The organism is Serratia sp. (in: enterobacteria) (genome assembly GCF_051654945.1).
GTDB lineage: Bacteria > Pseudomonadota > Gammaproteobacteria > Enterobacterales > Enterobacteriaceae > Chania.
This window is the reverse complement of the sequence record NZ_JBOFZA010000118.1, coordinates 492,158-514,225: the sequence shown is the minus strand read 5'-3', so window position 1 is coordinate 514,225 and position 22,068 is coordinate 492,158. Positions and strand designations below refer to the sequence as shown.

General features: G+C 55.1%; 17 protein-coding genes. 15 read left to right on the top strand and 2 right to left on the bottom strand.

Features of this window, described 5'->3' with window-relative positions; translation table 11 throughout:
* From ACRDCA_RS27720 to ACRDCA_RS27700, 5 genes are all read left to right on the top strand, one after another.
* On the top strand, positions 1–945 hold the full coding sequence (locus ACRDCA_RS27720; protein ID WP_438692370.1) for an ABC transporter permease: 945 nt from the start codon (positions 1–3) through the stop codon (positions 943–945).
* Positions 935–1,741, top strand: a complete 807-nt coding sequence (locus ACRDCA_RS27715) for an ABC transporter permease (protein WP_021178881.1) — start codon at positions 935–937, stop codon at positions 1,739–1,741. The genes ACRDCA_RS27720 and ACRDCA_RS27715 overlap by 11 nt, the downstream gene beginning before the upstream one ends.
* Positions 1,742–1,779: 38 nt before the next feature.
* Complete coding sequence (gene patD / locus ACRDCA_RS27710; RefSeq protein WP_438692369.1) at positions 1,780–3,204, top strand: aminobutyraldehyde dehydrogenase; 1,425 nt, start codon at positions 1,780–1,782, stop codon at positions 3,202–3,204.
* Positions 3,205–3,299: 95 nt separating this feature from the next.
* A complete protein-coding gene (locus ACRDCA_RS27705) occupies positions 3,300–5,210 on the top strand; it encodes an NAD(P)-binding protein (protein WP_438692368.1) in 1,911 nt (636 codons plus the stop codon).
* Positions 5,207–6,391: a c-type cytochrome gene (locus tag ACRDCA_RS27700; RefSeq protein ID WP_438692367.1), complete on the top strand. Its 1,185-nt coding sequence runs from the start codon at positions 5,207–5,209 to the stop codon at positions 6,389–6,391. Before ACRDCA_RS27705 ends, ACRDCA_RS27700 begins: the two co-directional genes overlap by 4 nt.
* A 112-nt stretch (positions 6,392–6,503) precedes the next feature.
* Here ACRDCA_RS27700 and hmpA read toward each other — a convergent pair whose 3' ends face one another.
* Positions 6,504–7,694: an NO-inducible flavohemoprotein gene (hmpA, locus tag ACRDCA_RS27695; protein ID WP_438692366.1), complete on the bottom strand. Its 1,191-nt coding sequence runs from the start codon at positions 7,692–7,694 to the stop codon at positions 6,504–6,506.
* A gap of 551 nt (positions 7,695–8,245) precedes the next feature.
* On the opposite strand from hmpA, the gene glyA reads away from it, so the two are divergent.
* The 4 genes from glyA to ACRDCA_RS27675 all read left to right on the top strand — a co-directional run bounded on the left by glyA (position 8,246) and on the right by ACRDCA_RS27675 (position 12,073).
* Positions 8,246–9,499, top strand: coding sequence for a serine hydroxymethyltransferase (gene glyA / locus ACRDCA_RS27690; RefSeq protein ID WP_438692365.1), 1,254 nt, complete (start codon positions 8,246–8,248; stop codon positions 9,497–9,499).
* 171 nt (positions 9,500–9,670) lie between these two features.
* Positions 9,671–10,180: a hypothetical protein gene (locus tag ACRDCA_RS27685; protein WP_438692364.1), complete on the top strand. Its 510-nt coding sequence runs from the start codon at positions 9,671–9,673 to the stop codon at positions 10,178–10,180.
* The gene (locus ACRDCA_RS27680) at positions 10,135–10,779 is read left to right on the top strand and encodes a Fic family protein (protein ID WP_438692363.1); all 645 of its coding nucleotides are present in this window, start codon (positions 10,135–10,137) and stop codon (positions 10,777–10,779) included. Before ACRDCA_RS27685 ends, ACRDCA_RS27680 begins: the two co-directional genes overlap by 46 nt.
* A 148-nt stretch (positions 10,780–10,927) precedes the next feature.
* Positions 10,928–12,073: a 3-phenylpropionate MFS transporter gene (locus ACRDCA_RS27675; protein WP_438692362.1), complete on the top strand. Its 1,146-nt coding sequence runs from the start codon at positions 10,928–10,930 to the stop codon at positions 12,071–12,073.
* A gap of 3 nt (positions 12,074–12,076) precedes the next feature.
* Here ACRDCA_RS27675 and csiE read toward each other — a convergent pair whose 3' ends face one another.
* Positions 12,077–13,336 carry a stationary phase inducible protein CsiE gene (csiE, locus tag ACRDCA_RS27670; RefSeq protein WP_438692361.1) on the bottom strand — a complete coding sequence of 420 codons (1,260 nt, stop codon included), beginning with the start codon at positions 13,334–13,336 and terminating at the stop codon, positions 12,077–12,079.
* Between the two features lie 144 nt (positions 13,337–13,480).
* On the opposite strand from csiE, the gene ACRDCA_RS27665 reads away from it, so the two are divergent.
* The 6 genes from ACRDCA_RS27665 (at position 13,481) to ACRDCA_RS27640 (ending at position 22,065) form a co-directional block, all read left to right on the top strand.
* Entirely contained in the window at positions 13,481–14,149 is a 669-nt protein-coding gene (locus ACRDCA_RS27665) for a DUF1007 family protein (protein ID WP_438692360.1), read from the top strand.
* Positions 14,140–15,162 (top strand): nickel/cobalt transporter, encoded by a 1,023-nt coding sequence (locus tag ACRDCA_RS27660; RefSeq protein ID WP_438692359.1) that lies wholly within the window; start codon positions 14,140–14,142, stop codon positions 15,160–15,162. The genes ACRDCA_RS27665 and ACRDCA_RS27660 overlap by 10 nt, the downstream gene beginning before the upstream one ends.
* A gap of 68 nt (positions 15,163–15,230) precedes the next feature.
* Positions 15,231–16,715 carry a DUF3375 domain-containing protein gene (locus ACRDCA_RS27655; protein WP_438692519.1) on the top strand — a complete coding sequence of 495 codons (1,485 nt, stop codon included), beginning with the start codon at positions 15,231–15,233 and terminating at the stop codon, positions 16,713–16,715.
* The gene (locus tag ACRDCA_RS27650) at positions 16,712–17,512 is read left to right on the top strand and encodes a DUF4194 domain-containing protein (protein WP_438692358.1); all 801 of its coding nucleotides are present in this window, start codon (positions 16,712–16,714) and stop codon (positions 17,510–17,512) included. Before ACRDCA_RS27655 ends, ACRDCA_RS27650 begins: the two co-directional genes overlap by 4 nt.
* On the top strand, positions 17,496–20,885 hold the full coding sequence (locus tag ACRDCA_RS27645; protein WP_438692357.1) for an ATP-binding protein: 3,390 nt from the start codon (positions 17,496–17,498) through the stop codon (positions 20,883–20,885). Before ACRDCA_RS27650 ends, ACRDCA_RS27645 begins: the two co-directional genes overlap by 17 nt.
* The gene (locus ACRDCA_RS27640) at positions 20,875–22,065 is read left to right on the top strand and encodes a DUF3322 domain-containing protein (protein WP_438692356.1); all 1,191 of its coding nucleotides are present in this window, start codon (positions 20,875–20,877) and stop codon (positions 22,063–22,065) included. The genes ACRDCA_RS27645 and ACRDCA_RS27640 overlap by 11 nt, the downstream gene beginning before the upstream one ends.
* Positions 22,066–22,068 lie beyond the last annotated feature (3 nt).

Below are 22,068 nucleotides of genomic sequence, written 5' to 3'. Positions count from 1 at the left end.
ATGGACATGAGCATCGAGCAGCCGGCAGCGCCCGGCGGTAAAATTCGCGCGATTTCAACCTACCTGTACCGCAAGCCAACGCTGTATCTGCTGCTGTTGCTGGTGCCGCCGCTATTATGGTTTGGTGCGGTGTATCTCGGCTCGCTGCTGACTCTGCTGTGGCAGGGTTTTTATACCTTCGACGATTTCACCATGACGGTGACGCCGGACCTGACCTTCGCCAACCTGAGTGCGCTGTTCAACCCGGCCAACTACGACATCATCGTACGTACGTTGACTATGGCGGTGGTGGTTTCGTTGGCCAGTGCGGTGCTGGCGTTCCCGATCGCCTATTACATGGCCCGTTACACCAGCGGCAAAGTGAAGGCGTTCTTTTATATCGCCGTGATGATGCCGATGTGGGCCAGCTATATCGTTAAAGCCTATGCCTGGACGTTGCTGCTGGCGAAAGATGGCGTGGCGCAGTGGTTCCTGCAACATATGGGGCTGGAACCGGTTTTGGCTAGCATCCTCAGCATTCCTGGCGTGGGGGGCAATACGCTATCTACCTCCGGTCTTGGGCGCTTTATGGTGTTTGTCTATATCTGGTTGCCGTTCATGATCTTGCCGATCCAGGCTGCGTTGGAACGTTTGCCGCCTTCATTACTGCATGCCTCTGCGGATTTGGGGGCGCGCCCATCCCAGACGTTCCGTTATGTGATCCTGCCGCTGGCGATACCCGGTATTGCAGCCGGCTCCATCTTCACCTTCTCGCTGACGCTGGGCGATTTTATCGTGCCGCAGTTGGTGGGGCCGCCGGGCTACTTTATCGGCAGCATGGTGTATGCCCAACAGGGGGCGATCGGCAATATGCCGATGGCGGCCGCCTTTACGCTGGTGCCGATCGTTCTGATCGCCATTTATCTGTCTATTGTGAAACGTCTGGGGGCCTTCGATGCACTCTGAGCGCGCGCCGTTAGGGCTGAAGCTGGCCGCCTGGGGCGGCCTGATCTTCCTGCATTTCCCGATCGTGATTATCGCCATGTACGCCTTCAACACTGAAGACGCGGCATTCAGCTTCCCACCGCGGGGTTTTACCCTGCATTGGTTTAGCGTGGCGGCGGGGCGGCAGGACATTATTGATGCGGTACTGCTTTCGGTGCAGATCGCCTGCCTGGCCACGGCGATAGCGCTGGTGCTCGGCACGTTGGCCGCAGCGGCTTTGTATCGCCGGGACTTCTTCGGCAAAGACAGCATTTCATTGCTGCTGCTATTACCTATTGCCTTGCCGGGGATCGTTACCGGTCTGGCGCTGCTGGCGGCGTTTAAGGCGCTGAATATTGAACCAGGGATCATGACGATCGTGATCGGCCATGCCACCTTCTGCGTGGTGATCGTGTTCAACAACGTGATCGCCCGTTTCCGCCGTACCTCACACAGTCTGATCGAGGCCTCGATGGATCTGGGGGCCGATGGCTGGCAAACCTTCCGTTACGTGATCTTGCCGAATCTGGGCTCGGCACTGTTGGCGGGTGGGATGCTGGCGTTTGCCCTGTCATTCGACGAAATCATCGTGACCACCTTCACCGCCGGGCACGAGCGTACGTTGCCGCTGTGGTTGCTGAACCAGTTGGGCCGCCCACGTGATGTGCCGATCACCAACGTGGTCGCGCTGTCGGTGATGGTATTGACGATGTTCCCTATTTTAGGCGCGTACTACCTGACCAAAGGCGGAGAAAGCGTCGCGGGTAGCGGTAAATAACACCTTAATTGATGCCAATATTTTCAAAGGATAACCCTATGCAAAGCCAACTGCTGATTAATGGTCAACTGGTTACCGGCCAGGGCGAAAAGTTGCCGGTCTACAACCCGGCGACGGGAGAAGTGATTGTGCAGGTGGCCGAGGCCAGCGCACAGCAGGTTGAAGAGGCCGTGCAGGCCGCCGATGCGGCGTTTGAACAGTGGGGTCAAACTACCCCGAAAGAGCGTGCCGAACATTTACTGGCGCTGGCCGATGTGATTGATCAACACGCGGAAACCTTCGCCAAACTGGAATCCCTCAACTGCGGCAAACCCTATCACTGCGCGTTGAATGACGAACTCCCTGCGGTAGCCGATGTATTCCGCTTCTTTGCTGGTGCCAGCCGTTGCCTGAGTGGCATGGCTGCCGGTGAGTATCTGGCGGGGCACACCTCGATGATCCGCCGCGATCCGCTGGGCGTGGTGGTTTCGATTGCTCCCTGGAACTACCCGTTGATGATGGCTGCCTGGAAGTTGGCCCCGGCGTTGGCCGCGGGCAACTGTGTGGTGATCAAACCCTCTGAACAGACGCCGCTGACCACTTTCAAGCTGGCCGAACTGGCCGCCGGTGTGTTCCCGCCGGGCGTGCTCAACGTGCTGTTTGGCCGTGGTGCCAGCGTGGGCGATGTGCTGACCGGCCATGACAAGGTCCGCATGGTGTCGCTTACCGGGTCCATCGCAACCGGTGAACATATCATTGCCCATACAGCACCAAGCATTAAACGCACCCACATGGAGTTAGGTGGCAAAGCGCCGGTGATCGTCTTCGATGATGCCGATATCCAGCAGGTAGTTGATGGTATTCGCACCTTCGGTTTTTACAATGCCGGGCAAGACTGCACCGCGGCTTGCCGGATCTACGCACAAAAAGGCGTTTACTCGCAGTTGGTGAAAGCGCTGGGCGAAGCGGTAGCCAGTTTGAAAATCGGCCCGCCGGAAGATAGCAGCACCGAACTGGGGCCGTTGATTACGGCGCAGCATCTGGAGCGGGTGATCGGTTTTGTCGATCGTGCCAAAGCGCTGCCTCATATCCAGGTGGTCACCGGGGGCGAAAAAGTCCCTGGCCCTGGGTTCTATTTCCAGCCAACGCTGCTGGCAGGCGCACGGCAGGAAGACGAGATCGTGCAACGTGAAGTGTTTGGCCCGGTCGTGACGGTGACGGAATTCGATGACGAAGCGCAGGTGCTGGCCTGGGCCAACGCCTCCAATTACGGTCTGGCTTCCTCACTGTGGACGCGTGATGTCGGCCGTGCCCATCGTCTGAGCGCACGTTTGCAGTACGGTTGTACCTGGGTGAATACGCACTTCATGCTGGTCAGCGAAATGCCGCACGGCGGGCAGAAACTGTCGGGTTACGGCAAAGACATGTCGATGTACGGGCTGGAGGATTACACCACCATTCGCCACGTGATGTTCAAACACTAATCTGCTTGATCTGACAGGATTTATACGCACAATAACGCGGCTTTCAGGCTGGCTTCGGCTGGCCTGATTAATAATAAAAAATGAAGGAAGCTTTTATGGCCATCACCCGTCGCGATTTTCTTAATGGAGTGGCGATCACCATCGCCGCCGGGCTTACGCCGATGCAGATCCTGCGTGCATCGCCGCTAGCCGCTCATCAAACCCAATATTACCCGCCTGCGTTAACTGGCCTGCGCGGTAATCATCCAGGCTCATTCGAACACGCCCACCAACTGGGTCGTGATGGTAAAGCTTTTGATTTTGGCAGTGTACCGGTCGAGGAAGAATTCGATCTGGTGGTCGTCGGTGCCGGGATCAGCGGCCTGGCGGCGGCCTGTTTCTGGCAGCAGATGAAGGGCAAACAGCAGCGTATTTTGCTGATTGATAACCATGATGACTTTGGCGGCCACGCCAAGCGTAACGAATTCAGCAGCGAGAACGGCACACTCCTCGGCTACGGGGGCAGCGAATCGTTACAGTCGCCGCGTTCCAACTTCAGCCCGATTGCCATGGGGCTGTTGAAAAATCTGGGCGTCAGCCTCGACGGTATGGAACAGGCCTTTGACACCACCTTCTACCCGGATCTGAATCTCAGCCGTGGCGTTTACTTCGATCGCAAGAATTTTGGCGTTGATAAAGTGGTCAGTGGCGATCCGGGCCGGGTGGTGGCGGATGACATTCCGCGTGACCGTCTGAATGGCCGCTCCTATGAAGCTTTCATCAATGGCTTCCCGTTGCCACAGGCCGATCGTCAGGCCTTGATTGCGCTGCACGTGGTCGATAAAGACTATCTGCCGGGCCTGAGCCAGGAAGAGAAGATAGCCTGGTTGGACAAGCACAGCTATAGCGAATTCCTGCGTGAGAAAGTGGGGCTGAGCGAAATGGCGATCCGCTATTTCCAGCAAACCACCAACGATTTTCAGGCCGTCGGCATTGATGCGACGTCATGCAGTGATGCCCGCATCTGCGATCTGCCAGGGCTGAATGGGATGAACCTGCCACCGTTGGATGAAGAATCGCAGGCCGATCTCGACGATCCCTATGTGTTCCACTTCCCGGATGGCAACGCCACGCTGGCGCGCCTGATGGTACGCCATCTGATCCCGGCGGTGGCTCCGGGCGGCAAAGATATGAACGACGTGATCCTGGCCAAGTTCGATTACAGCCAGTTGGATCGCCCTGAGTCGCCGGTGAAGTTACGCTTGAACAGCACCGGCATGCACGTGGCCAACGTGGGCGATAAAGCCGAGGTGGCTTATCTCCATGGCGAGAAGATGGTCAAGGTTCGCGCGGGTCAGGTTGTGATGGCCGGTTACAACATGATGATCCCTTACCTGATCCCGGAAATGGCCCACGAGCAGCAGGAGGCGCTGAAGCAGAACGTGAAATCGCCGCTGGTCTACAGCAAAGTGGTGATCCGCAACTGGCAGCCGTTTATCAAGCTGGGGGTACACGAAGTCTATGCCCCGACTGCCCCTTACAGCCGGGTGAAACTGGACTACCCGGTGAGCATGGGCGGCTACCAGCATCCACGCGATCCTAATCAACCTATCGGGCTGCATATGGTGTATGTGCCGACATTGCCCGGCAGCGGCCTTAGCCCACGTGAACAGTCGCGCAAAGGGCGAGCCTTGTTACTGGGCACCCCGTTTGAGGTGCATGAGCAGATGATCCGTGAACAATTGCAGGGCATGTTAGGCGCTGCCGGATTTGACCATCAGCGGGATATTCAGGCGATCACCGTTAACCGTTGGTCACACGGCTATTCCTACTTCCTCAACGGTATGTTCGATGACGAAGATGAAGCCCAAAAGATCATCGAAACGGCGCGACAGCCGATCGGCAAGATCGCGATCGCCAATTCCGACTCCGACTGGAGCCCGTATGCCAACTCGGCGATCGATCAGGCTTGGAGGGCGGTCAATGAGCTGGCCTACGGCAAGGTTGCAGCCAAGGAGGGGGTATGACTTTACGTCCGTTGTATCTGATGCTGTTGCTGGCTGGTGGCTCGGCTCACGCGATGTCCGCCGGCGAATACGTGGCTAAAGCCGGTGATTGTACGGCCTGCCATACGGCTCCGGGTGGCAAGGAACTGGCGGGTGGGATGAAGTTCCCAACGCCGGTCGGGGATATCTATGCTACCAATATCACGCCGGACAAGCAGCACGGCATTGGTAGCTACAGCTTTGCCGAGTTCGATCGTGCCATGCGTCAGGGCGTGGCCAAAGACGGGCATCGTTTGTACCCCGCCATGCCTTATACCTCCTACGCCAAAATGAGCGAGCAGGATATGCGCGCGCTGTATGACTATCTGATGCACGAAGTGCTGGCGCAGGATACGGCCAACCGGGAAAGCGATATCAGTTGGCCATTGTCCATGCGTTGGCCGCTGGCGGTCTGGAATACGTTGTTCCATGACGATCAATCCTATCAGGCTGACAGTGGGCAAAGCGCTCAGTGGAATCGCGGCGCTTATCTGGTGCAGGGGCTAGGTCACTGTGGCAGTTGTCATACTCCGCGTGGTTGGGCAATGCAGGAAAAAGGGTTGGATAACCAGGCACCGGAATTCCTGAGTGGCGCAGAGTTGGATGGCTGGTATGCACCGGGCCTGCGCGGATTGAAGCCGGAAGACGTGGTTGCGTTGCTGAAAAGTGGACGTAGTCAGCACGCGGCAGTGGCTGGGCCGATGAGCGACGTCGTGGCGCACAGTACACAATACCTCAGCGATGACGATCTCCAGGCTATCGCGCAGTATGTGCACAGCCTGGGGGGTTCAGCGCCGAAACCGGCAGCAACTCCGGCGGTACCGAGCGCGGCTATGGCTTCTGGCGGGCAAACCTATGCGATGTATTGTTCAACTTGCCATGGTAATAGAGGCGAAGGGAGCGACAACGTCATTCCTGCTCTGGCAGGCAACCTTGCGGTGACGGCGGATAATCCGCTGACCGCTTTGCGCGTGGTGCTGGAAGGGGCTCATACGCCAGTAACCCAACATGCACCGGCCATTGTCATGCCGGGTTATGGCTGGGTGCTTAGTGACCAGAAGGCTGCCGACCTGATGAGCTATCTGCGCGGCAGTTGGGGGAATCAGGCTGCGCCGGTAACGGCGGAGCAGGTGAAAACTGCACGAGCATTACAGGGCAACTAAGACCTGGATTGCTAGCAAAGTTTCACCTGGTTTCTCACCTGGGGCGCCGCATGCAGCGCCCGTCCAACAACATCAACAATCTGAGGGCGTAGTTAAAATCACGCCCTGAACCTTACAGCACTTTATGCGGGCCGAAGCATTCGTAGTGGATACGTTCGGCTTCCACCCCCATCTCCAGCAATTGCTTGCCCACGTGCTGCATAAATGGCACCGGGCCACAGAAGTAGTAATGCGTCAGCGGATTAGTCAACTCGCTATGCAACGGGCTCAAATCCATCAAACCCTGGCTGTGATAATCGCGGCCTTGCACATCTGCGGCATTCGGTTCGCGGTACCAGACATGGCGACTCAGATTGGGCATACGCTCGGCAATCCCCGCCACTTCGTCAGCAAAGGCATGTACGGCACCGTTCTCTGCGGCATGCAGCCAGTGAATGTTCGCCGGATGTTGCTTGTCATGCAGAGTGTTAAGCATCCCCAACATCGGGGTCTGGCCGACACCTGCCGAAATTAGCGCTACTGGCGTAGTGGGTTCTACTTGCAGGAAGAAATCACCGTGCGGGGCAGCCAGATGGATGATATCGCCCTCTTTGGCCTGCTGATGCAGGAAGTTGGAAACGGCTCCTTGCTCCTCACGTTTTACCGCGATCCGGTAATGTTCCCCGTTCGATGCCGTGGTGAGGGAATACTGACGGATCTCCTGATGTTGCAGGCTGTCATCGTTAATATACACCGCCAGATATTGCCCCGGCTGGTAATCGGCCACGCGGCCACCGTCCACAGGTGCCAATACAAAGCTGGTAATCACCTCACTCTGCGGCTGTTTTTTCACGATGCGGAAGGCGCGCAAATCACGCCAGCCACCGGTGTTCTGTTCGGTTTCCTGGTAAATCTGGCCTTCACGCTGAATAAATACGTTGGCCAGCACGCCGTAGGCTTTCCCCCAGGCGTCGAGCACTTCCTGGCCAGGGCTGAACAGTTCGTCCAGCGTGGCTAACAGATGGTGGCCGACAATCTGATATTGATCGGGCTGGATATTGAAGCTGGCATGTTTCTGGGCAATGCGTTCTACCGCGGGCAGCAGGGCGGCCAGGTTTTCCAGATTGCTGGCGTAGGCGCAGATAGCATCAAACAACGCCTGGCGCTGATCGCCGTTACGCTGGTTGCTCATATTGAAAATATCTTTTAATTCAGGATTATGAGCAAACATGCGATCGTAGAAGTGGGCGGTCAGTTTAGGACCGGTTTCCGCCAGCAGAGGGATGGTAGATTTGACGGTGGCGATGGTTTGACTATCCAGCATGGTGAAGCTCCTTGGGGATGTTTTTATGGTTATCTAATAGATGTATTTTAAATGCATCTTATTAAATTCTCCTGAGCTTGTAAATATCCCTGTGGTTGTTGCGTCATAGCCTGTCAGCCAAGATTACCTTATTCCCCGCCCCAGCCCTCCCTTAGGGCGAGGGAGCCAGCCTGGTGTCGTGGATAGCTACGGTGACACTGTCGATCATCCTCACAGAACATGAAAAAAGCGCATTATCACCATGAGTAAAAGTCCGTTGCCAGAATCAGACTTTTAAGGGAGCAAAGCCTTGCGCAGTCTGATGCCAATCGTTTGCGTAAAAACCTCTGTCAAGACCTATCTTCAACAGGGCGAAACGGTTTACACTGTTGCCCAGAGCCCAACAGGGTAATTTATCCCCGTCGTCTTTCAAGCTGCAGCGTTGTTACCTGCACTATCTCACCCAGTCACTTACCTAAAAGTAAGCTCCTGGGGGATGAGATAGCTTGTCGCCTAGCTGTAGCATGAAATTCATAGGGGAACGCTAGCTGATTTCAGTCAGGAGATGCCGGATGTTAAAGCGTGAAATGAACATTGCTGATTATGATGCCGAACTGTGGCACGCAATGGAGCAGGAAGTAGTGCGTCAGGAAGAGCACATTGAGCTGATTGCGTCTGAGAACTACACCAGCCCGCGCGTGATGCAGGCCCAGGGTTCACAACTGACCAACAAATACGCAGAAGGCTATCCGGGCAAGCGTTATTACGGCGGTTGCGAATACGTTGATATCGTTGAGCAATTGGCGATCGATCGTGCCAAAGCGCTGTTCGGTGCCGATTATGCCAACGTGCAGCCGCACTCCGGCTCCCAGGCGAACTTTGCCGTTTACACTGCACTGCTGCAACCGGGCGACACCATCCTGGGGATGAACCTGGCACACGGTGGTCACCTGACGCACGGTTCCCCAGTGAACCTGTCCGGCAAACTGTATAACGTGGTGCCTTACGGTATCGACGAATCCGGGCAGATTGACTATAACGATCTGGCCAACCAGGCGCAGACTCACAAACCAAAAATGATCATCGGTGGCTTCTCAGCCTTCTCCGGTGTGGTTGATTGGGCAAAAATGCGTGAAATCGCCGACAGCATCGGCGCTTACCTGTTCGTGGATATGGCTCACGTGGCTGGCCTGATTGCCGCTGGCGTTTACCCGAACCCGGTTCCTCATGCCCATGTGGTTACTACCACCACTCATAAAACGCTGGCTGGTCCGCGTGGTGGCCTGATCCTGGCCAAAGGTGGTGATGAAGATCTGTATAAGAAACTGAACTCAGCCGTGTTCCCTGGCGGCCAGGGTGGCCCGCTGATGCACGTGATCGCCGGTAAAGCGGTGGCGTTGAAAGAAGCGATGGAGCCTGAGTTCAAGGTCTACCAGCAGCAAGTGGCCGATAACGCCAAAGCGATGGTAAAAGTGTTCCTGGATCGCGGTTACAAAGTGGTTTCCGGTGGCACCTATAACCACCTGTTCCTGCTGGATCTGGTCGACAAGAATCTGACCGGTAAAGAAGCTGATGCCGCATTGGGCCGTGCCAATATCACCGTTAACAAGAACAGCGTGCCGAACGATCCGAAGAGCCCGTTCGTCACTTCAGGCATCCGTCTAGGTACCCCAGCAGTAACTCGCCGTGGCTTTAAAGAAGCCGAAGTGCGTGAACTGGCTGGCTGGATCTGTGACGTGCTGGACAACCTGAACGACGAAGCCACTATCGAGCGCACCAAGAAGAAAGTGCTGGATATCTGCGCTCGCTTCCCGGTGTACGCATAATCTGGCATTTAGTTTGAGCTAGCTTCGCCAGTTGCTCCAAGAAAGGCCTCTGATGATCATCAGAGGCCTTTCTTTATTCTTCGCACCAGATCCGAGTGAAAATTGACCGTACACCGCTGCTGGATTACATTGCTGTTATATTTGGCCCCAAAAAAGAGCAATCCATAGCGAATGAAAAAACCACCCCAGCAAGCCGAGTTATTCGACAGCGTCTTGCCATGTGCGCAGGTGCTGTTTGGCGAGCTCAGTGAAAGCGCCACAGCACAATGTGGCCGGTTGGTATCGGTGGTGGATGATAAGGGACGTTACCTACATTGGGATGATCTGCTCAAGAAAACCAATCAGCAGCAAAAGGCCAAGGCACACTGGTCTTTGATTAAGCTTGCCCGTAATGCGGTGCTAAAAACGGTGCCCGCGTTGGGGGAAGCTTTAGGGCCGGAGACGTTATTTACCCTGTTGCCCGCCATGCAAAAAACCAGCTCACTGATCGATCGAACCTGCACCGAAGCAGGCTTAAGCGATCTCATTAACCGCATTAGCATTCCCGATTACTATCTGCATGACCTGATTAACGAGGAGAGCATTGCCTCAGTCAGTTGGAGGGGGCGTCCACCATCAGAGCGGCGGCTAAAAAAATGCTGGCCGAGAATCGTACCCCACGCACCGAAAGCGAAAAGATGATCCTCGGCAATCGGCGGCTGATGACGTTGGCTTGGGCCAGTCGCTCAGAAGCCATGTCGATGTCCCTGCTTTTGGAGTTCCACCGTGAGGCGACTCTGGGGATTGATGATGCCAGATATCGCCCAGGCCAAATAAGGACCACGGATGATGTTTGGGTTGCTGGGCGCGATGGTGATGTCGTGTATACCCCCCCAGCTGCAAAGGAATTGGCGGGGATGTTGGCCCTGTTTATCGACTGGATAAATTACGGGCATGAAGCAGGGGGGGCACCTCAACATTACCTGCACCCCGTAATTAAAGCGTGCATGATGCATTTTGGCCTGGGTTATCTGCATCCCTTCCATGATGGAAATGGCCGGGTAGCACGTGCGCTATGTTACTGGTATCTGTTTAAGCATGGCTATGATGCGTTCCTGTATATTTCTCTTTCTCAGCTATTGAAAGAAGCCCCAATACAGTACGGGGAAGCCTATCTGAAGACTGAAACCGACAATCAGGACGTGACCTATTTTGTCGAATACCAATGCCGGGTGTTGGAGCGAGCCGTCAACGGGTTTTTCAATCACGTGCCTCTTTCGACAAGATTAAAGCGGCATTAGCCAAACTGTACCCGTAACTACGCCGAGTTTATAACCGGCGTTTGCAAGCAAACTGTGAACTACTTTGCACTCTAGCCCTTTCGGTATGAATGAAGATTGCTGCAAGGTGTGAGCTCTGTCAAAGTATTGCCCTCATCCTGGAGGGAACATGGTTCTGCAATCAACGCGTTGGCTTGCTCTGAGTTATTTCACTTACTTCTTTTCCTATGGCATCTATCTCCCGTTTTGGAGCGTTTGGTTAAAAGGCGAAGGAATACCGCCAGAAACCATCGGTCTGTTACTCGGCGCTGGTTTGGTCGCGCGTTTTCTAGGTAGCCTGCTGATTGCTCCACGCGTTAAAGATCCCTCTTATTTAATCACCGCGTTGCGCCTGTTGGCGCTGCTCTCCCTGGCGTTTGCCGTCGGCTTCTGTTTCGGCAACGGCTGGGCCTGGCTGATGTTGGTGATCGCCGGTTTTAACCTGTTCTTCTCTCCACTGGTTCCCCTGACCGATGCGCTGGCCGCCACCTGGCAACGGCAGATCACCCTCGATTATGGCCGGGTGCGGCTGTGGGGATCGCTGGCCTTTGTGATTGGCTCGGCGTTAACCGGCAAGCTGGTCTCCGTTTGGGGCCATAACGCGATTTTGTTCAGCCTGCTGATCAGCATACTGGCGATGCTGGTGGGCATGCTGCTGAAACCGAGCGTGCTGCCACAAGGTGAGGCTAGGGCGCAAAATGAGCCTACCCGCTCCTGGCGCGAACTGCTAAGCGAAGGACCAGTCTGGCGCTTTCTGCTATGCGTGACGCTGCTGCAAGGGGCGCATGCAGGATATTACAGCTTTGCGTCCATCTACTGGGAGGAAGCGGGTTACTCTGCGGCGACTATCGGTTACCTGTGGTCTTTGGGGGTGGTTGCTGAGGTGGTTATCTTTGCCAGCAGCAATTTCCTGTTCCGCCGCTGGAATGCGCGTAACCTGCTGCTGCTTTCCGCCGTCTGCGGCCTGCTGCGTTGGGGCCTGATGGCAACAACGACGGAGATTGGCTGGCTGTTACTGGTGCAAGTGCTGCACTGCGGTACCTTCACGGTCTGCCATCTGGCGGCGATGCGCTTTATTGCGGCGCGTCAGGGGGCGGAGGTGATCCGTTTGCAAGCGGTCTATTCGGCTTTGGCGATGGGCGGCGGGATTGCCGTAATGACCGTGGTGGCGGGCTTCCTGTTCGAGCACTATCAGGGCGGGGTGTTCTGGGTGATGGTAGCGGTGGTGGTGCCAGCGCTGTTTATTCGCCCACCGGCGGTGGCGGTGAGCAAGTAACGGTTAATGGCTTTCCAGCAGCGCACGGATCGCTTTGCGCTGCTGACGCTCCAAGGGCAGTTCGGTAATAATCAGCGTGGGTGGCTGCTCCTGGCCCTGTGTGGCGTAGGGGCTGATCACCAGCGTAACGCCTTGCGGTGCGCCAGACAGCAGGTAGTCGTGCAACGGCTGGTATTTGATATTCAAAGGCAATAGCGTCAGCTCGCGGATCTGATACTCCACCTCTTCTTCCAGTTGTGGGTTATCCAGAGTCAGCAACAGGATCTGTTTTTCCTGTAACGCATTACCCTGCATCAGCCAGGCACCAAAGCTGATCGCTACCAATCCTGCCTCTTCCCGCGAAAGACGGATCTCATATTCTTGTTCAAACGGCGCCAATGCTTCCTGCGTGGTGCGCATCAACCGGGGATATTTGCGGACTACCTCTTCCAGCAGCGTGTTGTCGATCCCGATAGCAAACCGGCAGCGCTCGATGGCTGGGGCCAAATGGGCAAACAGCTGGCTGATTAACCCTTCCTGGCTGCTGAAATGCATGCCGGAGATCTGTTGGAAGCGCTCCACCACCAGCCCAATGGCCGCCATCAGGCGTTGCTCTTCTGGAGAGTCGTTGCTCTGGTAGCTGTGGTTTTTCAGCAGAGTAAACATCAACACCAGATAATCGCATTCGCTACCGTCATGGGACTGACCAAACAGCTGATTCAGCGCCTGGTGCAACTCAAGCGCCGCGAGCTGTTCTGGCTTGCTTTGCAGCCATTCATGCTGGCGTCGATCAAAATGAGGATGTTGCTGACGCTGGCTGGCCCAGGCGCAGTAACAAAGGTAGTGTTGCAAAAACTGCCGGTCACGCGGTTCAAAACGGCGGTTAAGGCACTGTTCACACTGGCTGATGCACAATTCCAACGCCGGCAGTTGTTGAAGCTGCATCGCCCGTTGATACTGTGGTCCGAAATGTTGTTCGACAAACTCAGGGCTACAACGCAAAGCTCTTCGCAACCAATGGAGCAGGCATAAGCGTTGATTGAGCGCGCTGCCCTGGATCTGGTAGCCTTCGTCGGGGTTACCGCCGATTGCCAGATGATGGAAATGCTGGATCTCATTGGCAACCTCGGCAATATCTTGCCGGGTGGTGGACAGGTCGACGCCGTTGATTTGGCCGATCGTCTCCAGATGTACCGAGGGTACTGGCGCATACAGCATCAGCAGTAAATGACAGCGCCGTTGTTGACCGGAGAACTCAGGCGCAGAAGAAGTCTCCAGGCTCATATCACCTTCTGGCGGTTCATGTTTAAATTAGGCTTAAGCATAGCAAAAGGCTTTGCTGTGGCGCGGGAGTTGCCCTGATTTTGCTTAGGCTTATAACTCTCATCACAGTTATTTGGCGAGTTAAGGCTTGTTGAGGTTGTATTGATGTTACATTATAACAAAAATAAGTATGCTGTAATGATGAAACTGCGTGGCCTGATGGCCTGGTTATTAATGATGTTCAGCATGGGCGTACTGGCTCATCCACACAGCTTTATCGATATGAACACCACCTTCGTGGCTAAGGATCAGAAGCTGACCGGTTTAAAAATGGTTTGGGTAATGGATGAAATCACCTCGGCAGATCTGTTGTATGACGCAGAAAACGCCAAAAGCGATTCAGAGGTCTGGAAAAAACTGGCGGCGGAAGTGATGGCCAATGTCCTCGGGCAGCACTATTTCACCGATATTTATCGCGCGGGTAAACCGGTGAAATACCTCAATCTGCCAACTGAATACCATCTATCCCGGCAGGGCCATAAGGCCGTGCTGGAGTTTGTGCTGCCGCTGGCCGAGCCACAGCCGTTAGCGGGGGACCCCTTTGAGATCTCGACCTACGATCCCACCTATTTTGTCGATATGACCTATCAGGATCAACAGGCGCTGCATCTGCCACCAGAGATGGCCAAGCAGTGCAAATTCAGCCTGGTGACACCAAAGCCGGATTCCTCTTTGCAAGCCTATGCGCTGTCTCTCGATAAGAATGACTCGCCCGGCGAAGATATGGCGTTAGGACAACAGTTTGCTCAACGGGTCACGTTAACATGTCAGTAAATCTCAGCCAGGGCAGCAAGCCTCAACGCCATTGGGCCTTCAGCCTGTGGCCGCTGTTGCTGTTCTTTATTCTGCTGGTGGTGGGGGTTCAGACGGTATGGCACTACTGGCCGCAACTGCTGATGCAAAGCGTGGTGTGGCAAAAAGGGTTACATCAGGAGATGGCCGCGTTGCTGCAACAGGTTAAAGCCGCACCTCAGCAGGCGGGCGTGGCGCTGATGCTGTTCAGCCTGAGCTATGGCGTATTGCACGCTCTTGGGCCGGGCCACGGTAAAGTGGTGATCGCCACCTATCTGGCTACCCACCCGGCCCGGCTGAAAAGCAGCCTGAAGCTGACGTTTGCTGCCTCATTGGTGCAGGGTTTGGTGGCAATTGCTCTGGTCACGCTGGTGCTGGTGGTGTTGCAACTCTCTTCCCGCCAGCTGCACCAGAGCAGTTTCTGGTTGGAGAAGGGCAGCTTTATTCTGGTGATCCTGCTTGGCGTCTTACTGAGCTGGCGGGCGATCAAACGTTTGTTCCAGGCGGTGAAAGCCATGCGGCCTCGGCCTGCGCTGCGCATTAACAGTGTGCAGCCTCTGCCTGCCGGACATGTGCATAGCGAGCATTGTGGCTGCGGACACCGGCATTTGCCGAGTGATGAAGAACTGCAAGCCGGCAATGACTGGCGCACCAAAACGGCGATTGTGCTGGCAATGGGGCTACGGCCTTGCTCCGGGGCGATCCTGGTGTTGCTGTTTTCCAAGGTGATCGGCGTGTTTACCTGGGGCGTGTTGTCAGCGCTGGCCATGGCGCTGGGCACCTCGCTGACGATTTCTGGCCTGGCGCTATTAGTGCATTACAGCCGTAAGCTGGCGATCCGTATCAGCCGTCAACGAGCACCGGCAGCCTGGAGTGCGGTTGCCTGGGGAGCATTGGCGTTAGCCGGTGGCCTTATCCTGCTGTTTGCCGGTATGCTGCTGTATGTCAGCGCTCAACCGGAATTGGGGGGCGGGATACGGCCTTTTGCCCGCTAATAGTAGGATTAAATATTGAACAATGAGCTGGCATAGGTAAAATAACTTAATGTAATCCCTCAGGATTTCTGATAAAGAAAGGGAGGTTTATCATTAGTTTCTATGAATCCCAAGCCCGGCTCCGGCGGATCTATCAGGAGAATAGTGCCTGGAAGTTGTTGCGTACGGATAACGCACCGCAGATTTTGGCTTTCGTCGCCGATCTGTTCAGCGAAGAAAATGAAGTGCCCTACGGGCGCGCGCGTATTTTATTGGACAGTATTTTAGAACAGTGCCGCCTACAGGGGATCTGGATCACGGAAAGCCCGGCGACCAGCTATCTGAATCAATGGATCCAGGCAGGTTGGTTACGTGAGTTGGATGGCCAACTGACCAAAACCGATGCCTGTGAAACTGCCCTACGTTTTAGCCTCTCTTTGGATCAACGCAGTACCACGACCACCGCTTCACACTTGCGCATCGTTCAAGATGCGGTACGTGATTTTGTCATTTCCATTTCCCCCAATCCCGATCGTCGTTTGGCGGTACTCGAGCAGAAAAGGCGTGAAATTCAGCGTGAGATCGATGCGGTCAAGGCCGGTGTGATCGTTGAGCTGTCGCCTGCTCAACAACGTGAGCGTTTACGGGAAATCTATCAGTTGGCTTCGGTGCTGACGGGGGATTTTCGCCGTGTCGAAGACGAAATCCGTTCCATGGATAAAGATATTCGCATCCAAATGATTGAACAGGGGGCGAGTCGGGGGGAAGTGTTGTTGGCGGTGTTGGAAAAAGAACAGCTACTGGTAGCCACGGATGCGGGCAGTGCCTTCGAAGGTTTTTTCCAACTGCTGTGCGATCAAAACCGCACGACGGAATTTCGTGAACAGTTGCAGGTGATCCTGAATCTTCCCGTTGCGGAGTCACTGACACACCAGCAGAAGCAGTTTCTCGGGCAACTGATGCGTGAATTGAGCCGTGAAAGTGAGCGGGTGTTTCTGATCCGCCGTAAAACCGAAGAGAGTTTACGTGCCTATATTGAAAGTGGGGCACTGTCAGAACAACGAGCGGTCGATCGCTTGCTGGGGCGTTTGGAGCGTTTGGCTATCGGCTTCAAAGAAGATCTGAATCTCATGAAAACCAGCACGTCGGTGCGCCTCCCTTCCGGGCATATTCGTTTCTACTCGCCAGATGCTTTACTGCTGAAATCTCCCGAAGAGAAGCTGGATACCTCCGGTGCCGAGTTACAGGCCAACGGTCATAGCCCCAGTGACGATATGCTGGACTATCTGGATACGGTAAGCATGCTCGACGTGGCGCAATGCCTGCTGGATATTTTGCAACGAGAAGGGCCAATGACCCTTGCCGCCTTGGCACAACAGCAGCCTTTGGAAATGGGGCTGGAAGAATTGGTTGCCTGGTTGCGCGTGGCCAAAGCGGTGAAGGCCACGGAGCTTGAAGAAAAGGAAACGATTATGGTGACGGATAAGCAAGGCGTGCAGTTGAATGCGGTGATCCCCGGCTATCTGCTGAGTGCCACCCTGTTTCCGGAGAATTTGGGGGATCTGGCGCTATGAGCGAAGAAAAGGTGTCATCCGGCGATTTATTGGATCGTCTGCGGCGTTTAAGCCAATTGAGCAAAGAACAGCGGGAAAGCCATTCCAAGCCGGTGGAAGAACCGACGGAAGGTGGATTGGATTTGGACTTGTCGGCACTAGAAGTGACCACCGCTGAGCCCGAGGTGCCAGAAGCTGATGTCGTGGCATTAGAGCCTGAAATCCGGCGTACCCTGGTTAGCCTGCTGCGCGTTGGCGTGGTTCTGGCTGCGCAAAAGCCCAAGCTGTTTGAAACGCTATGTCGCCATCAGGCCGCTATCGGTATTCACCTGGCCAACATGTATCTGCGTTTATTACTGGATGAACCGGGCGGGGTGGCCTTTGTCCTGCAACAAGACCTTGAGGAAGACGATGAAACGGAAACCATTTCCCTGATTAATCGCCGTACCTTGTCTCTGTATGACACGTTGTTGCTGTTGGTGTTACGCAAGCATTATCAGGAGCGGGAACGCGCAGGCGAGCAGCGAGTGATTATCGACCTCGAGCGCATCGAAAGTCACCTGACGCCTTTTCTACCACTCACCAATAACAGCAAAGCGGATAGAAAGAAGCTGAATTCGGCGTTAGATAAAATGGCCGAGCGCTATATTGTGTCGGCGATCCGTGGCGAAAGTGAGCGCTATGAAATTACCCCGGTCATTCGTTATGTGGTGAATGCGGACTTTTTGGAAAAGATGCTCGCAGAGTATGAGCGACTGGCCCTCAACGCGGAAACCTCTCCGGCCAACCAAGAGGAAGCAGATGATGGCGAAGAGTGAGCAATTGACGCTGGCAGGGGCGGACTGCGGGCAAATAAGGTTAGCCGAGTTGTCGGTGTATAACTGGGGCTCTTTTCACCAGTTGCATACGGCAGCGATCGATCCGTTGGGCACGTTGGTCACCGGTGATAACGGATCGGGTAAATCGACCCTGATCGATGGCTTGATGGCGTTGCTGCTACCCGCAGGGAAAGCCTCATTTAATATCGCTGCGGCGCAGGGCGATCGCACCGATCGATCGCTGGTGTCTTATATGCGCGGCAGCTACGGTTCGGAACATGACGGGGCCAAAACCCGGGTTAAAAGCAAGCGTGAAGGGCCAGTACTCACCGGATTACGAGCGCTATATCGTGCCGACGACGGCTCTTGTATCGTATTGGCCGCGTTATTCTGGACGACCAAACACAGTAATGCGTTGGCGGATATTAGCCGGCTCTATCTGGTGTCACGGCGCGATCTCGCCTTAAAAGAGCTGTTAGACCGATTTGGTGACGGCAATGTGCGCGGCCTGAACCAATGGCTGAAAGAAGATCCGGCGATTACGCCGTGCGGCGATAATTTCAGCGATTATCAGGAAACCTACCGGCGCTGCCTGCAGATGGAAAATAAAAATGCGCCGGCATTGCTGGCAAGGGCGCTGGGTTTAAAGAAAATCGACGATCTCACCGAACTGATCCGTGAACTGGTGCTGGAGGCCAGCGGTGTGAAAGATGATGCTCGCCGGGTGGTGGATGAGTTTGCCGATCTGGTGGCGATCCACGAACGTTTGATCGATGCGCGCAATCAGCGGGATCATTTGATCCGCTTCCCTGATTTAGATCGTAGCTTGCACAACAGCGAAGCGGAGATCAAACGGCTGACGGCCCAGCTTGATGCGTTACCGGTTTATATGGGGGAATGCGGTTTTCGGCTGTGGGAGACCCGCATCAAAGGGTTACAAAACCAACTGGACGCACTGGCGCTGGAAATCAGACAGCTGGATCGCGATGAGCAGGAAACTCAGGAGCAGGTCGAAAAATACCACACGGATTATATCAGCGCCGGTGGGGATCGGATCGAAACCATCAAGAAGGAGTTGGCACAGGCTCAGCGCCAGTTGGAAGGCGTCAGCGTTAAATCTTCCGAGTATCAGCAGGAGGTGAAAGCGTTGGGGTTGGAAGCCAGCCTGCGTGAAGGGGTCTTTTTGCATAATCAGGCGATTGCCCGGGAAAAACTGCAAACCCTTAGCGATGAAAAACGCGATGCCCAGGATGGTTTTGGGGCTTTGAGCGCCGAGTGGGCCAATTTGCAAGGGCAGCAACGCCAGCTTGAACAGGAACTCGAAGGGATCCGCGCCCGGCCTGATTCTAATATCGATCTGCGTTTTCAACGTTTACGCGATGAAATGGTGGCAGCCTTGGCATTGCCACGTGAACACTGCCTGTTTATCGGTGAACTGGTAGATGTCGATCCGGATCAGCAGCATTGGCAAGGGGCTATTGAGCGGGCATTGGGGGGGATCCGCACCACACTAGCGGTGCCGGAAGCGAACTTTCGTCTGGTGACCCGTTGGCTGAATCAGCGCCATACCGGGCTACATGTTCGGGTGCAGGTGGTGCGGGAGGCCGTCGCGTCAACGCAGCCTGCGTTCCATCATGATGGCTATCTGAAGAAATTAACCTGGCGTGAACACCCTTACCGCAACTGGCTGCAACACCATCTGGCCCATTTTGATCTGCATTGCGTCGAGACGGTAGAAGCCTTGGATACCACCGCCTATTCCATGACTCAGCAAGGCTTGATCCACCGCGATAAGGGCCGTTTTGAGAAAAAGGATCAGCATAAGGTTGACGATCGCCGGGCATGGCAGCTCGGTTTTTCCAACCAGACGCGTATTGCGTTGTTGGAGCAAGATATCAAGGCGTCACACGGTGAGTTGGCCAAAACGCAAAAAGAGCTGGAGTCGGCACGTATCGCTCTGGATGAGGTTAACCAACGGGAAACCTTGTGGCAAAAGCTGCCCCGCTATCGTTGGGACGATATCGACGTTCCGTTCTGGCAAGCCAAGGTTAGCCGTGTTGAGCAAGAGCTTGAGCAATTGGTCGCTGCGGGTAGCGATCTCCACCAGAGCAAAGCGCGCTGGGATGAGGCCAAACAACGGTTAGCCACCTTGCGAGGAGAAAAAGACCGCAAGAATGCCAGCCAGGGCGGGCTGGATAACGAAAGAAACAACGCACAGCGTGAGCAGGATAAAGCCAGCAAAGCGGCAGAGCCAGGGATGGAAGATGAGGTGCGTCTGCTGTTACAGCAACGGGTTGGCACGTTGGCCGACGCTGAACCTTCGCAGTTGGCATTTTTAGCCGAGTCACACCGCAAGCGGTTGATGACAGCCCAGGAAAAGGCCAACGAACGCAAGAATAGTGCGAGCAGGGAAGCGGTAGGCAGCATGTCCTCCTTCCGCACCAAGTGGGAGATTATCGCAGGCAGTTGGGGAGCCGCGATTGACAGCATACCGGAGTATTTGCAGCATCTTGAACAGCTGGAACGTGAAGGTCTGCCAGCCTTGGTGGAGCAGTTCAAGGCGCGGTTAAACAAGCATGCGACTCAGTCATTGGTGCGTATTCGCCAGCGGATTGATGCGGAGCGCGACGATATTCTGGAGCGCATTGCGATCATCAATAAAGTGCTGGCTCGCACCGAATTCCGCGCGGGGAGCTATTTGAGATTAGGCACCAAGACCGAACTGTATCCCCACGTGCAGGATTTTACTCGCCAGTTGGATAAGGTCTTCGCTCAGGCCACCAGTGACGATCATCTGTCCCGTTATCAGCAGCTAAAGCTGGTGGTCGGGATCCTGGAGAAAGCCAGTAATCCGGTGTCTTCGGGCACGCAGGAAAGCCTGCGCCTGCTGGATGCGCGCTATCAAATGTCATTCTTTGCTGAGGAGCGTGATATGGCCAATCATGAAGTGCGCGATGTGTTGTTATCCTCAGGCGGAAAATCAGGGGGAGAGAAAGAGTCTTTCGCAGGCACTATTGTGGCCGCCAGTCTGGCTTATGTGTTGACGCCCGAAGGCCAGGATCGGCCGGTCTACAGTACGGTGTTTCTGGATGAAGCCTTTTCCAATACGGCGGAGGCAGTAAGCCGGCGCGTGTTGCAGGTCTTCCGTGAGTTACACATTCACGTCAATATCATTACGCCCTACAAGAACCTCAACCTGGCGCGTGAATCTGCCCGTTCGTTGTTGATTGCCGAACGTGACGCCAAGAATCATGAAAGCCGCCTTTGCGAGGTGACCTGGTCGGAAATCGATCGGCGGTTAGATTTGGCACGCCAACGCCGCGCTCAGAACCTGGGGATTGAATTGACCGAGGTTGGTCAACATGGCAGATGATTGGGGGCGGCTGCCAGAACAGGTTTATGCCTTGGTCACCAAGCGTGAGTGGCTACACCGAGGGAATTTGAAAGCTCGCCTGTTGGGGGTGCGCCCCTTTCCCATCCGCATTGCGTTAAAACCCCCGACCAGCCGGGCGATATTGGCCAATCTGACGCATTTTCAGCGCTATGTCAGCGCCTGGCGGCAATTTCCTCAGCAGCAGTGGCTGGAGTGGGAAGAACGTAATTATCGCGCGCTGGGGCTCCAGCGGGTGCCAGTGGCATTGGTGCTTGAGGATATCACCAGTTTGCTGGCTTATCTGGGAAAGGAGGCGCAAGCCCGCAGCGATAGCTGGGTACGCAATATGACGCCATTATTGGCGATCGATAACAAGCTGTATCCGGTGTTGGTTAATTATCTGGAACTGTTAGCCTCATTACCCTTGATAGACATTCAGCGGTTACAGCAGTTAATTCCACAGCTTAAGCCTGGCATGGGGAATGGGCAGTATTTGCGTGCTTTACCTCTGCAAGGCGTCGATACCAAATTCCTGGAACACTATGTCCGCTTGATCGGCGATATGCTCGATTGCCTGCACGATGGGGAGATTGTGGCTCAAGGGGGGTTGGCGCAGTGGTTGGATATTAAAGAAAGTCACAAAGGTTGGCTGACGGTACGCCCGTTGTGCGCAAACGCACAGGCCAAGTTGGGGGGCTTGGCATTATTTCAGTTAACGGCGGATGAATTGCGCCAGCAGCCGTTACCGGCAACGCGCATTCTGGTGGTGGAAAACGTGCAGTCAGGGCTGGGTTTACCCTTGTTGGCCGATACGATAGCAGTGTCTGGCGGCGGTAAAAATGTCAGTTGGCTGGACGCTCCCTGGTTAGTCGATAAACAGGTCGCTTATTGGGGGGATATCGATTCATGGGGGCTGCATTTTTTAAGCCATGCCCGCGCCAAGTTGCCACAGCTGACGGCCTTGATGATGGATCATGCCACCGTAATGCATTACTCAGAGATGATGGTTGATGAGGATTCGTCAATGACGGCGCTTCCAACACACCTGACGGCGGATGAGTTGGCGCTGTTTGAGGCGTTGATCGCTAAAAGCTACCCAGGAACGCGTTTGGAGCAAGAGAAGCTGGCGCCGGATTATATCCAACAGCAACTGGGTGAATGGTTGCACAGTTTGCGCTAACAG

Coding starts and splice junctions, on each gene's coding strand:
- ACRDCA_RS27720 (WP_438692370.1), top strand. CDS start 1: ATGGACATGAGCATCGAGCAGCCGGCAGCGCCCGGCGGTAAAATTCGC.
- ACRDCA_RS27715 (WP_021178881.1), top strand. CDS start 935: ATGCACTCTGAGCGCGCGCCGTTAGGGCTGAAGCTGGCCGCCTGGGGC.
- patD (WP_438692369.1), top strand. CDS start 1,780: ATGCAAAGCCAACTGCTGATTAATGGTCAACTGGTTACCGGCCAGGGC.
- ACRDCA_RS27705 (WP_438692368.1), top strand. CDS start 3,300: ATGGCCATCACCCGTCGCGATTTTCTTAATGGAGTGGCGATCACCATC.
- ACRDCA_RS27700 (WP_438692367.1), top strand. CDS start 5,207: ATGACTTTACGTCCGTTGTATCTGATGCTGTTGCTGGCTGGTGGCTCG.
- hmpA (WP_438692366.1), bottom strand. CDS start 7,694: ATGCTGGATAGTCAAACCATCGCCACCGTCAAATCTACCATCCCTCTG.
- glyA (WP_438692365.1), top strand. CDS start 8,246: ATGTTAAAGCGTGAAATGAACATTGCTGATTATGATGCCGAACTGTGG.
- ACRDCA_RS27685 (WP_438692364.1), top strand. CDS start 9,671: ATGAAAAAACCACCCCAGCAAGCCGAGTTATTCGACAGCGTCTTGCCA.
- ACRDCA_RS27680 (WP_438692363.1), top strand. CDS start 10,135: ATGCTGGCCGAGAATCGTACCCCACGCACCGAAAGCGAAAAGATGATC.
- ACRDCA_RS27675 (WP_438692362.1), top strand. CDS start 10,928: ATGGTTCTGCAATCAACGCGTTGGCTTGCTCTGAGTTATTTCACTTAC.
- csiE (WP_438692361.1), bottom strand. CDS start 13,336: ATGAGCCTGGAGACTTCTTCTGCGCCTGAGTTCTCCGGTCAACAACGG.
- ACRDCA_RS27665 (WP_438692360.1), top strand. CDS start 13,481: ATGTTACATTATAACAAAAATAAGTATGCTGTAATGATGAAACTGCGT.
- ACRDCA_RS27660 (WP_438692359.1), top strand. CDS start 14,140: ATGTCAGTAAATCTCAGCCAGGGCAGCAAGCCTCAACGCCATTGGGCC.
- ACRDCA_RS27650 (WP_438692358.1), top strand. CDS start 16,712: ATGAGCGAAGAAAAGGTGTCATCCGGCGATTTATTGGATCGTCTGCGG.
- ACRDCA_RS27645 (WP_438692357.1), top strand. CDS start 17,496: ATGATGGCGAAGAGTGAGCAATTGACGCTGGCAGGGGCGGACTGCGGG.
- ACRDCA_RS27640 (WP_438692356.1), top strand. CDS start 20,875: ATGGCAGATGATTGGGGGCGGCTGCCAGAACAGGTTTATGCCTTGGTC.